Source organism: Epilithonimonas hispanica, from assembly GCF_003385395.1.
In the GTDB taxonomy this organism is placed as follows: domain Bacteria; phylum Bacteroidota; class Bacteroidia; order Flavobacteriales; family Weeksellaceae; genus Epilithonimonas; species Epilithonimonas hispanica.
In genome coordinates, this window is sequence record NZ_QNUG01000011.1 from 57,550 (window position 1) to 70,072 (window position 12,523).

The window sequence follows — 12,523 nt, forward strand, 5'->3', positions numbered from 1 at the left end:
TCTCTGAGGTTTTTATTTTTAAATAATTGGTGGGCGACCTTCGCCTACATATTTCTTCGGTACTTTCCGCCCACTTCAAAAAGCGCATTGGTAATCTGCCCAAGCGAACAATATTTCACGGCATCCATCATCACTTCGAATAAGTTTTGTTGATTGATGGCTGCGTATTGTAAAGTTTTCAAAGCTTCTGCAGATTTATCTTCGTTAGAATTCTGGAAATTATTAAGCATTTCGATCTGGAATTGTTTTTCTTCCTCAGTCGAACGGATTACTTCTCCGGGACGAACCGTTGGTGAACCATCTTTTCCTAAGAAAGTATTTACCCCGATGATCGGATATTCTCCTGTGTGTTTCAACCATTCATAATGCATTGATTCTTCCTGAATCTTCGAACGTTGATACATCGTTTCCATCGCACCAAGAACTCCACCTCTTTCTGTAATTCTATCAAATTCTGCATACACAGCTTCTTCCACCAAATCAGTTAATTCTTCAATGATAAATGAACCTTGTAACGGATTTTCGTTCTTCGCTAAACCAAGTTCTTTATTGATAATCAACTGAATTGCCATTGCTCTTCTTACAGATTGCTCAGTCGGCGTTGTAATTGCCTCGTCATAAGCGTTTGTGTGTAGTGAGTTACAGTTATCATAAATTGCATAAAGTGCTTGAAGCGTCGTTCTGATATCATTGAAATCAATTTCCTGAGCGTGAAGCGAACGTCCTGAAGTCTGGATGTGATATTTCAACATTTGGCTTCTTTCATCAGCTCCGTATTTCAGTTTCATAGCTTTTGCCCAAATTCTACGGGCAACTCTACCAATGACTGCATATTCTGGGTCTATTCCATTCGAAAAGAAGAAAGATAAATTCGGTGCAAAATCATTGATATCCATTCCTCTTGACAAATAATATTCAACATACGTGAAACCATTTGCCAACGTAAATGCCAACTGAGAAACCGGATTTGCACCCGCTTCTGCGATGTGATAACCCGAAATTGAAACAGAGTAGAAGTTTCTTACTTTTTCTTTGATGAAATATTCCTGAACATCACCCATCAGTCTCAAAGCGAATTCCGTAGAGAAAATACAGGTATTCTGAGCCTGATCTTCTTTTAAAATGTCTGCCTGAACGGTACCACGAACGGTTGCGATTGTTTTGGCTTTAATTTCAGCATAAGCTTCTGCAGGAATCACTTCATCTCCCGTGATTCCTAATAATTTTAAACCTAAACCATTATTGGAAGGCGGAAGTTCTCCGTTATATTTTGGTCTTTCTAAGCCTTTGTCGTCGAATTTTGCTTTTAAAACTTCTTCAACTTTTGATTCCAAACCATTTTCAGCAATATATTTTTCAACGTTTTGATCAATCGCAGCATTCATAAAGAAAGCCAACAACATCGGAGCTGGGCCATTGATTGTCATTGAAACTGAGGTCAATGCATTTACCAAATCAAATCCTGAATATAGTTTCTTAGCATCATCCAAAGTAGCAATGGAAACTCCCGCATTTCCGATTTTTCCGTAAATATCCGGCGGTAAAGCTGGATCTTGTCCGTACAATGTTACAGAGTCGAAAGCAGTAGACAAACGTTTTGCAGGCATTTCTGCTGAAACATAGTGGAATCTTCTGTTGGTTCTTTCAGGGCCTCCTTCTCCGGCGAACATTCTTGTTGGGTCTTCACCTGTTCTTTTGAAAGGGTAAATTCCTGCGGTGTAAGGAAATCCTCCCGGAAGATTTTCTTGACCTTTCCATTTAATCAAATCGCCCCAATCGTTGTATTTTGGTAATGCGATTTTTGGAATTCTTAAATGAGATAAAGATTCTGTTGAGGTTTCAACCTTAATTTCTTTTCCTCTTACAAAATAGGAGTAAAACTCTTCGTGGAAAGCCTTTTTCGTATCGTCCCAGGTTTTTAGGAAGTCGATGTTTTCCTGTTGAAGTTCTTTTTCAGCTTTTTGATATTCAGCGTCCAAAGTTTCATTGAAAATGATTTTTTTAACGCCATCGATATGATACATTGTTCTGGCTAATTCAGCCTGTTTTTCAATGTTTGCATCATATTGTTTGTTGTTTTCAACGATTTCAGATAGATAACGAACTCTTTTTGGAGGAATGATCGTTACTTCATCTGTAATTTCCTGTTCAACAAATGTTTTTAAATTTAAATCCGCAAACTTATCATTTACTTTAGAAACCAATCTGTTGTACAATTTCGTTGTTCCGTGATCGTTGAATTGAGATGCTTTTGTTGCATACACTGGCATTTCGTCCAATGGCTGTTCCCATAATAAATGGTTTCTCTGGAACTGTTTTCTAACGGCTTGAAGTGCATCCAAAGCACCTCTTTTGTCAGATTTATTTAAAGCCACCAAATCTGCATAATCCAACATATCGATTTTCTCCAACTGTGTTGCAGCTCCGTATTCAGGAGTCATTACGTACATTGAAACATCCGCAAAATCTGAAACTTCCGAACCAGATTGTCCGATCCCTGAAGTTTCTAAAATGATAACATCAGGATGAGCCAATTTCAAAACATTCAAAGCAGAATGGATGAACGGCGAAACCGAAACGTTATTTTCTCTCGTTGCCATCGAACGCATATAAACTCTTGGATCGTTGATTGCGTTCATACGAATTCTGTCTCCCAAAAGCGCACCTCCTGTTTTCTTTTTCGAAGGGTCGATGGAGATGATCGCAATTTTTTTATTTGGATTTGAACGGAGGAAACGTCTTACCAATTCATCAGTTAAAGAAGATTTTCCCGCTCCACCGGTACCTGTGATACCGATGATTGGAATGTTTAAATCTTTTGATTTTTCGTCAATTGCCTGAACCAATTCCGGTTTTTCTTCTGAGAAGTTTTCTACTGCAGAAATGATTTTTGCAATACTTGTAGAATTTTCAAAACTAATTGAATCTAAATCGATTGCTTCAACCTCTTTTCCAGTTGGGAAATCTGATCTTTTTACCAAATCGTCAATCATTCCCTGAAGACCAAGTTCACGACCGTCGTCCGGAGAATAAATTCTGTCGATTCCGTAAGACATTATATCTTCGATTTCCTCAGGCAGAATAACACCGCCACCGCCACCAAAAATTTTGATTTGCGGAGAGTTTTTTTCTCTTAAAAGATCGTAGATGTATTTAAAATATTCGTTGTGACCGCCTTGGTAAGAGGTTAATGCAATTGCATTCGCATCTTCTTGAATGGCTGTGTTTACCACTTCCTCTGCAGATTTGTCGTGACCAAGGTGGATAACTTCGCATCCTGTTCCCTGAATCACACGACGCATGATATTAATTGCAGCATCGTGCCCGTCGAATAAAGACGCAGCAGTTACAATTCTTACTTTGTTTTTAGGAGTATATCTTTGATTTTCCATTTATTAAATCGATGTTTCCAAAGATAAAATTTTTTTTGAAATGGGAAATAAATGCAAGATGATAGACTGATAAATAATAGATTTTTGCTGAATCTAAATTTGAAGATTTAACTTAATAGCCCCGATTGCAGTGGAAATCCTTTTGCTTTTCTTTGGCATAAGGAAAAGAAAAAGATTGTAACGGAAAGCGGGATTAGGCTCCTAAAAAACTATTGCTTGATAAACTTGAAATTTTTGTTTCCTTCCTGTGTTTTGATTATTAACATATAAACCCCACTTGGAAGTTTGGAAACATCGATTTTGGATTTGGAGTCCGATAGCATTTGTTTACCGCTCAAATCATATATATAGACTTTCTGGATGTTGTATTTGGTGCTTACAATATTCAAATAATCTGATGTGGGATTGGGATAGATATTAAAATATTTTACTGTTTCTGCCGTTCCGAGAACTTTTACCAATGAAATGGGCTCTCTGAAAAGAGACAAATCGAAGACCGTTGAATTGTTTAAAACAGAATAGGTGTATGCTTCTACAGTGTAAGTGGCATAATCTTCTTCTTCCACACTTGCGAAATTGAGATCCGCATTGGTCGTATTGGTTTTCTGATCCAGATTTTTGAACCAAGTAAATGAATAATCACTATTAGCTAAAGATTGATCCAGTTTTGCTGATTGTCCAATGATGCCTAATACTTCTTTTTCTACATCATAGCGTTGTGGGGAGTAATTGAGTTCGGTCTGGACATTAAAATCTGTTATATAATTGTAAAGCTGAGGTTTTGTAAAACGGTTGTTGCAAATATGAGTAATAGGAGGAAGTTGATTATCCAAATCGCCAGAAAGTTGATTGCTGTTGAGGTTGAGCATTAATAATTTTGGCATACTTAAAAATTCTGAAGGAATATTGCCGGCAAGCAAATTATTATTCAAAAATAATTGCTGCAACTCTGTTAGGTTGGCGAGTAATGATGTGCTTCCAGAGATTTTATTTCTTCCGAGATTAAGGGTTTTGAGTTTCTTAAGCGAGGCAATTTGTGTTGGAATCTGAGATAGTTGATTATTTTCCAAAGATAACCACTCTAGGTTTGTGAGTGTTGAAAGACCAGATGTATTACGCTCCGTTATATTATTGTTACTTAGATTAAGGCTTTTGATCTGTGTGCTTTGTGAAACTTGAGTTGGAATTTGACTTAAGCCAGTTCCTGCAAGTGATATGGTTGTTAATTTAGGCAGTCCAGAAAGATTCCCATAAGAATTGTTAGGAATTGGATTGTTGTCTAATATTAATGTTTCGAGATTGTTAAAAGTTGCAATTTTTGAAGGGATATTGGACAAGTCTAGATCTGCGGCATTTAAAATTCGGATGTTGTTGAAATTCTGAAGTAGCCCATTCACATCAGGAATTGTAAACTTGTTTCCGCCTAGGCCAAGATCTTCCAAATTAAAAAGCCCAGATAATGTAATTGTAGGATTCCCTTCCAATCTATTATTACTGATATCTATTTTTGTCAATAGACTTAGAGAAGAAAGTCCCATTGCAACTTCGCCAGTTAGCTTATTATTACTTAAGTCTAGTTTGGTTAGCTTTGGAAAAGAGCCTATATAAGTTGGGAAAGTTCCGCTGAGAGCATTTCCAGAAAGGTTCAGTTCTATGACAGCTCCATTTTTGACGGAAACACCAAACCAGTTTCTTGGGTCTTTTTCTAGATCCCAGTTTCTGTTCCAGTTTTCCCCATTTGTGGAATTGTAAATGTTGATAAGCGCACTCCTTTCTGCATTAGAAATACTCCATTGTGCAAATATGAAATTTGAAATCAATAAAAAGAATAAAATTTTTTTCAAATGTATATAAGATTAAAGGGCAAATATAATGGATAATCGAATTGGATTGTTTGTTTTTTGAAAAATTAATGATTATTTTAATTGTAATGATTTAGGTTAATAAAAATAAAATCCAGCTTTGAGAAACTGGATTTTATTATCGATAATTTATTTTTTTACTTACCAAGATAAGAATTATACATCCAAACCTCTTTTTCCTGTTCTGTGATGTAGTCGCTCATTTGAGAGTTGGTTCCTTCATCTCCGGCTTTGTCTGTTAGGTCTAGTAATTCTCTTTGAAGATCAATCACAACCTTGAATGAATTAAGAATGATTTCTACACTTTTATTTCCGTCACTTACTTCCTTACTTTCCTTGATGGTAGAAACTTTCAAATAATCTGAATAATTGTGAGCAGGAATTGCACCCAATGTTAAAATTCTTTCAGCAATCTCGTCTATTTTCAATACAAGACTATTATATAGTTCCTCGAATTTTGGATGAAGTGTGAAAAATTGTTCACCTTTTATATTCCAATGGGAACCTCTTGTGTTCTGATAGAAAACAGAATAGTTGGCTAAAAGGATGTTGAGTTTTTCAGAAATGTTTTTACAATCGGCTTCTTTTAGTCCGATTAATGTGGCATTTTTCATTATAATTAAGTTTAATTGATTTTAAAATAAGTTATAAAGTTATCATCAATAATCTCTCCAAAAATGTTTTTTCTGAGCTTAATTTGATTAAAATATCACAAGCAACAGATTGAAAAATTCTATCATTAATTATTTTTCTCTAACTACTTGTAGATTAAAAAATTATTCATATTTTTGCACCCTAAAATAAAAAGCAATTAAATGCCTACTATTCAACAATTAGTTAGAAAAGGAAGAGTCGCACTTACCAAGAAGAGTAAATCGGCTGCCCTTGATTCTTGTCCACAAAGACGAGGTGTATGTACGAGAGTATATACTACCACTCCTAAGAAACCTAACTCTGCACTTAGAAAAGTTGCAAGGGTAAGACTTTCAAACGGTAAAGAAGTTAACGCCTATATCCCAGGTGAAGGACATAATCTTCAAGAGCACTCGATAGTATTGGTACGCGGGGGGAGAGTTAAAGATTTACCAGGTGTAAGATACCACATCGTAAGAGGTGCGTTGGATACAGCTGGGGTGAACGGAAGAACACAAAGAAGATCTAAGTACGGAGCTAAGAGACCAAAACCAGGTCAAGCAGCTGCACCAACTAAAGGTAAGAAAAAGTAATCATTAAATAAGGTACAGAAACAATGAGAAAGACAAAAGCGAAAAAAAGACCGTTGTTACCGGATCCAAAGTTTAATGATCAATTGGTAACGAGATTCGTAAACAACTTGATGCTTGATGGTAAGAAGTCAATCGCATTCAAAATATTCTATGATGCATTAGATATCGTAGAAACTAAAAAAGGAGAAACTGAGAAAACAGCCCTTGAAATCTGGAAAGATGCATTAACAAACGTTATGCCTCACGTAGAAGTACGTTCTAGAAGAGTAGGTGGAGCAAACTTCCAGATTCCTATGCCAATCAGAGCTGATAGAAAAATTTCTATGGCTATGAAATGGTTAATTAGCTACTCTAAAAAGAGAAATGATAAGTCTATGGCTTTGAAATTAGCTAACGAAGTTGTAGCAGCTTCAAGAGAAGAAGGTGCAGCTTTCAAAAAGAAAACTGATACTCACAAAATGGCGGAAGCTAACAAAGCGTTTTCACACTTTAAATTCTAATCTGAAATGGGTAGAGATCTTAAATTTACAAGAAATATTGGTATTGCTGCGCACATTGATGCAGGTAAAACTACCACTACAGAAAGAATTTTATTCTATACAGGTGTAAATCACAAAATTGGAGAGGTTCACGATGGTGCTTCTACAATGGACTGGATGGAGCAGGAAGCTGAAAGAGGTATTACTATTACTTCTGCGGCTACGACTTGTTCTTGGAACTTTCCTACAGATCAAGGTAAAAAATTACCAGATACAAAAGCTTACCACTTCAACATCATCGATACACCGGGACACGTTGACTTCACAGTAGAGGTTAACAGATCTTTGAGAGTATTAGATGGATTGGTATTCCTTTTCTCTGCAGTAGATGGAGTAGAGCCTCAGTCTGAAACAAACTGGAGACTTGCTGACAACTACAAAGTTGCTAGAATGGGATTCGTAAACAAAATGGACAGACAAGGAGCTGACTTCCTTAACGTGGTAAACCAAGTTAAGACAATGTTAGGGTCAAACGCAGTTCCAATCGTTTTACCAATCGGTGCTGAAGAAGATTTCAAAGGTGTTGTAGACTTAATTAAAAACAGAGCGATCATCTGGGATGAGGCTGGACAAGGTGCTACTTTCGAGGTAGTTCCAATTCCGGAAGACATGAAGGATGAGGTTCTAGAATATAGAGAGAAATTAGTAGAAGCTGTTTCTGAATATGACGAAACTTTGATGGAGAAATTCTTCGAAGATCCGGATTCAATTACAGAAGAAGAAATCAATGCTGCATTGAGAGCTGCTACTATCGATTTATCTATTATCCCGATGACTTGTGGTTCTTCATTCAAGAACAAAGGAGTACAGTTTATGTTGGATGCAGTATGTAAATACTTGCCTTCTCCATTGGATAAAGATGATATCAAAGGTACAGATCCAAGAACTGACGCTGAAATCACAAGAAAACCTTCTGTAGATGAGCCTTTCTCTGCATTAGCATTTAAGATTGCTACCGATCCATTCGTAGGAAGATTAGCATTCTTCAGAGCATACTCTGGAAGACTAGATGCTGGTTCTTATATCTTGAACACGCGTTCAGGAGATAAAGAAAGAATCTCTAGAATCTATCAGATGCACGCTAACAAGCAAAACCCAGTAGAATATATTGAAGCTGGTGATATTGGTGCTGCTGTAGGTTTCAAATCTATCAAAACTGGTGATACAATGTGTGACGAGAAAAACCCAATCGTTCTAGAATCGATGGTTTTCCCTGATCCGGTAATTGGTATCGCTGTTGAGCCTAAAACTAAAGCTGACCAGGATAAAATGGGTAACGCTCTAGCTAAATTGGCTGAAGAAGATCCTACTTTTACAGTAAGAACTGACGAAGCTTCTGGACAAACGATTATCTCTGGTATGGGTGAGCTTCACTTGGATATCATTGTTGACCGTATGAAAAGAGAGTTCAAGGTTGAAGTTAACCAAGGACAACCTCAGGTAGAGTACAAAGAGAACTTAACAAAAACTGCCAACCACAGAGAGGTTTACAAAAAGCAATCTGGAGGTAAAGGTAAATTTGCTGATATCGTATTCGAACTAGGACCTGCAGACGAAGGTAAAATTGGTTTAGAATTCATCAATGAGATCAAAGGTGGTAACGTTCCTAAGGAATTTGTTCCTGCAATTGAAAAAGGCTTTAAAGCTGCAATGAAAAACGGTCCATTGGCTGGTTTCGAAGTTGAAGGAATTAAAGTTACTCTTAAAGATGGATCTTTCCACGCAGTGGATTCTGATGCACTTTCTTTTGAATTAGCTGCTAAGCTTGGTTTCAAAGAAGCTGGTAAAGCTGCTAAACCAGTAATCATGGAGCCTATTATGAAATTGGAGGTTGTAACTCCAGAAGAATATATGGGTAACATCATTGGTGACCTTAACAAGAGAAGAGGTACAATCAGTGGACAAGAAGAAAAGAACGGTGCCGTTGTTATCAAAGGTTCAGTTCCATTGTCTGAAATGTTTGGTTATGTTACTACTCTAAGAACACTTTCATCAGGAAGAGCTACTTCTTCTATGGAATTAGAGAAGTATCAAGCTACTCCACAAAACGTTGCTGAAGATATCATTGCTAAAGCAAAAGGTTAATTTTTAAAGTACAAGAAATGTCACAAAGAATCAGAATAAAATTAAAATCTTACGATTACAACTTGGTAGACAAGTCTGCTGAGAAAATCGTAAAAACGGTAAAGGCTACTGGTGCTGTTGTAAACGGACCTATTCCATTGCCAACGAATAAGAGAATCTTCACAGTGTTGAGATCTCCGCACGTAAACAAGAAAGCAAGAGAGCAGTTCCAATTATCAGCTCACAAGAGATTGATGGATATCTACTCTTCTTCTTCTAAAACTGTTGATGCTCTAATGAAATTAGAACTTCCTTCAGGAGTTGACGTAGAAATTAAAGTGTGATAATAGAGCATTTGGCTTATCATATTATACAAATCCCTTTTCGAAAGAAAAGGGATTTTTTTTGAAATATGATAGTATTATATTTGGAGAATTGAAGCTGAGATAAACGAATTGATTAGAGTATAATTGATAAAAATCCTCAATTAAGTTTATAAAAATATAATTAATTATTACAAAATTGATAGAAACATACTTCTATTTTATTAATCTTTTCTTTTTTAATATTAACTTCAATTCTTCAAATATTATCATATGAAAAACAATAATCTCTTCGAAAGATTCTCCAATTTGGCTACTAATTTTACAGGCAGTTCTTATGCATTTATAAGCGCTGTCCTTATTGTATTGATTTGGGCAATTTCTGGTCCTGTTTTCAATTATTCAGAAACTTGGCAATTGGTGATTAATACAGGGACAACAATTATTACATTCTTGATGGTTTTCTTAATCCAAAAAGCTCAAAATAAGGATAGTAAAGCTATTCAATTAAAACTCAACGAATTGATTGCAGCAAGCAAACAAGCAAGTAATCGGATGGTAGATATTGAGGATCTTACGGAGAAAGAACTAGATCAGCTTCATCAATATTTTGTGAAAATTGCGGAGTTGTCTAAGCAAGAAGGTAATTTTCATAAATGCTACTCCATAGATGCAGCGGTGAAAAAACATAATAGCAAATTAGAAAATTAACTTTTTTTAAGAAAACTGAGATTTGTCAATGTATAAAAGTTATTTAGAATTAATAAAAATAATATTTTTGCTTCAAATTTAAACAATGAAGAAAACGTTAGCAGTCTCATCGGTAGTACTCGGGGTTATTTTTGCAAATGCCCAGCAAGTGAAAGATACTCTCAAAAAAGAAAAAGAAATTGAAGAAGTAGAACTTTTCGGTGAAAAGAAAAAGCAACCTCAAGGTCTAGAAGCGATTACGAGATTACCGCTTAAGACAAGAGATCAGATACAAAGTATTTCGGTAGTTTCTCATAAAGTAATTGAACAATTGGGAGGTCTTACTGTTACAGATGTTGCTAAAAACGTTCCGGGTGTCACTTTGTTTTCGAGCTATGGTGGCGGAAGCGAGAGTATGTCAATCCGTGGTTATAGAGGTGTTCCTGTTCTTAAAAATGGGGTACATTTAGATTCAGATTTCCGTACGGCTGGGATGATTACAGATATGCAAGGCGTAGAAAGTATTCAGGTTATCAAAGGTTCGGCAGCAGTTAGCCAAGGTATTGGTAACGGTCTTGGTTCTGCTGGAGGCGTTATTAATGTGGTGACCAAAAGACCACAGTTCATCAATCAAACTAGTGTAGGTTTCAGATACGGAAGTTGGGATTTTTATCGTCCAACTTTAGACTTCCAAAGAGTTTTAGATTCTGAAGGAAAAGTAGCGGTTAGATTAAATGCTGCTTATCAGAATAACAATTCTTTCAGAAGTCACGTACAGGGAGAAAGAATTTATGTTAATCCATCCATTACTTATCGTCCAGATGATAAAACGGAGATTAATGTTGAAATGGATTATCTAAATGATAATAGAACGCCGGACAGAGGAACAATCAATGCGGCTCCAGGAAATGTAGAAGCATTGTATCATATGCCCAAAGGTAAGTTTCTAGGCTATTCTTCAGATTATTCAAAAACAGAGACTTTTAACTTTGCAACGACAGTTACGAGAAAACTTACAGATAAATTAAAAGCTAGAGTTGCTTTTATTAGTTCGAATAGTAATTCAGATTCTGAAAGTTCTTCGGTTTCTTTACCACAAGGCGGTACGGATTATAACATCAGACAAAGAATTATCGGTAAATCTGAAAGTGAAGATATCAACAGAGTTTTGCAGTTAGACTTCATTGGACAGGATATTAAAACAGGCTTTATCAACCACACTTTCCAAGTTGGATTTGATTGGAGAGAAACTGAAACGTCAGCAATTAATTATAATGCCTATAAAAACTCAATTTCTGATGCTAATTTAATCACCGCGAGATCAAGAACTGTTAATACGCCTACTGGTTCTGTAACGTATGCAGCTAATCCATTAGATACATTTGATGTGGTTAATGGTTCTATTTCTAATACTTTGCCCGTGAATGTTGTTTACGAGAGTCTTGGAAGATCTAATCCTATTTTGACACCTAGTATTGGTGCATTAGCACAAGACGTGATGTCTTTTGGGAAATATGTAAAAGCGCATTTGGGATTAAGATATAGTAGATTGAGTGGTTCTAGCAGTAGAATTGTTGATACTTGGAATCCTCAGTTTGGTCTGATTGTTTCTCCGGTAGAAAACATCAATGTATTTGGTTCTTACACCACCACAACATCCCTTCGTTCTGTGAATCAGATTTTACAAGCAGGAGGAAACGTAGGAGCGTCTCATACAAAACAATGGGAAGCGGGAATCAAATCGGATTGGTTTAATGAGAAACTAAGATTTAACGTTACATTATTTGATATTAACTCAGATAATCTTTCTTTCCAAATTTTAGATTCCAATTATAATCCAGTTCAGGATGCCAACAAGAATATCCTATACGGAATTGCTGGAAATCTAAGAAGAAAAGGAATGGAGGTTGAAGCAATCGGAAGGATTCTTCCTAACTTACAGATAATGGCTGGTTGGGCGTATGTAGATGCTCAAAATCAAAACAGTCCTTCTTACGTCAATGGTTCAGCGCCTATGAACACGCCGAAGCACACAGCAAACGGTTGGTTGAATTATAAATTTAATCAAGGTTTATTGGATAGACTTGACATTGGAGCCGGAATTTATTATGTAGGAAAACGTCCGGTGGATGAGTGGACTCAGAAAACATTTACCGCAGGACATATTAACAGTGTTGCTCCGGGAGTACAACCATTCGATATGCCAGAATACACAACTGTTGATGCACAAGTGGGTTATAGCCTGAAAAACGGAATTGGACTAAGAGTATTCTTCAATAATATCTTTGATACCGTTGGATATAGTTCTTATTTCCGAGGCGGTTATATCGATCAGATACAGCCAAGAAACTTTGCTGCTCAGATCAGTTACAAGTTCTAACATTTTAAGAACACCAATCAATTTTATATAGTAAAAGAAAGATTATC

The 12,523-nt window shown here is 36.2% G+C and carries 9 protein-coding genes; 6 read left to right on the forward strand and 3 right to left on the reverse strand.

Annotation, left to right across the window (positions count from 1 at the left end):
- Positions 1 to 44: 44 nt before the first annotated feature.
- From DRF58_RS06755 to DRF58_RS06765, 3 genes are all read right to left on the reverse strand, one after another.
- A complete protein-coding gene (locus DRF58_RS06755; RefSeq protein WP_116034097.1) occupies positions 45 to 3,392 on the reverse strand; it encodes a methylmalonyl-CoA mutase family protein in 3,348 nt (1,115 codons plus the stop codon).
- Positions 3,393 to 3,601: 209 nt separating this feature from the next.
- Positions 3,602 to 5,212: a leucine-rich repeat domain-containing protein gene (locus DRF58_RS06760; RefSeq protein WP_123902377.1), complete on the reverse strand. Its 1,611-nt coding sequence runs from the start codon at positions 5,210 to 5,212 to the stop codon at positions 3,602 to 3,604.
- 179 nt (positions 5,213 to 5,391) lie between these two features.
- The gene (locus tag DRF58_RS06765; protein WP_116034100.1) at positions 5,392 to 5,868 is read right to left on the reverse strand and encodes a Dps family protein; all 477 of its coding nucleotides are present in this window, start codon (positions 5,866 to 5,868) and stop codon (positions 5,392 to 5,394) included.
- 201 nt (positions 5,869 to 6,069) lie between these two features.
- On the opposite strand from DRF58_RS06765, the gene rpsL reads away from it, so the two are divergent.
- The 6 genes from rpsL (at position 6,070) to DRF58_RS06795 (ending at position 12,476) form a co-directional block, all read left to right on the forward strand.
- Entirely contained in the window at positions 6,070 to 6,480 is a 411-nt protein-coding gene (gene rpsL, locus DRF58_RS06770; protein ID WP_116034102.1) for a 30S ribosomal protein S12, read from the forward strand.
- Between the two features lie 23 nt (positions 6,481 to 6,503).
- Positions 6,504 to 6,980, forward strand: coding sequence for a 30S ribosomal protein S7 (gene rpsG / locus DRF58_RS06775; RefSeq protein WP_027371737.1), 477 nt, complete (start codon positions 6,504 to 6,506; stop codon positions 6,978 to 6,980).
- A gap of 6 nt (positions 6,981 to 6,986) precedes the next feature.
- Entirely contained in the window at positions 6,987 to 9,104 is a 2,118-nt protein-coding gene (fusA, locus tag DRF58_RS06780) for an elongation factor G (protein WP_116034103.1), read from the forward strand.
- A 17-nt stretch (positions 9,105 to 9,121) separates the two neighbouring features.
- Positions 9,122 to 9,427: a 30S ribosomal protein S10 gene (gene rpsJ, locus DRF58_RS06785; protein ID WP_002661363.1), complete on the forward strand. Its 306-nt coding sequence runs from the start codon at positions 9,122 to 9,124 to the stop codon at positions 9,425 to 9,427.
- A 252-nt stretch (positions 9,428 to 9,679) separates the two neighbouring features.
- A complete protein-coding gene (locus tag DRF58_RS06790) occupies positions 9,680 to 10,117 on the forward strand; it encodes a low affinity iron permease family protein (RefSeq protein WP_116034105.1) in 438 nt (145 codons plus the stop codon).
- Between the two features lie 85 nt (positions 10,118 to 10,202).
- On the forward strand, positions 10,203 to 12,476 hold the full coding sequence (locus tag DRF58_RS06795) for a TonB-dependent siderophore receptor (RefSeq protein ID WP_116034107.1): 2,274 nt from the start codon (positions 10,203 to 10,205) through the stop codon (positions 12,474 to 12,476).
- The last annotated feature ends 47 nt before the right edge of the window (positions 12,477 to 12,523 follow it).

Excerpts from the sequence above, each read along its gene's own strand:
- DRF58_RS06790 (WP_116034105.1), top strand. The coding sequence starts at position 9,680 with ATGAAAAACAATAATCTCTTCGAAAGATTCTCCAATTTGGCTACTAAT.
- rpsJ (WP_002661363.1), top strand. The coding sequence starts at position 9,122 with ATGTCACAAAGAATCAGAATAAAATTAAAATCTTACGATTACAACTTG.
- fusA (WP_116034103.1), top strand. The coding sequence starts at position 6,987 with ATGGGTAGAGATCTTAAATTTACAAGAAATATTGGTATTGCTGCGCAC.
- DRF58_RS06795 (WP_116034107.1), top strand. The coding sequence starts at position 10,203 with ATGAAGAAAACGTTAGCAGTCTCATCGGTAGTACTCGGGGTTATTTTT.
- DRF58_RS06765 (WP_116034100.1), bottom strand. The coding sequence starts at position 5,868 with ATGAAAAATGCCACATTAATCGGACTAAAAGAAGCCGATTGTAAAAAC.
- DRF58_RS06755 (WP_116034097.1), bottom strand. The coding sequence starts at position 3,392 with ATGGAAAATCAAAGATATACTCCTAAAAACAAAGTAAGAATTGTAACT.
- rpsG (WP_027371737.1), top strand. The coding sequence starts at position 6,504 with ATGAGAAAGACAAAAGCGAAAAAAAGACCGTTGTTACCGGATCCAAAG.
- rpsL (WP_116034102.1), top strand. The coding sequence starts at position 6,070 with ATGCCTACTATTCAACAATTAGTTAGAAAAGGAAGAGTCGCACTTACC.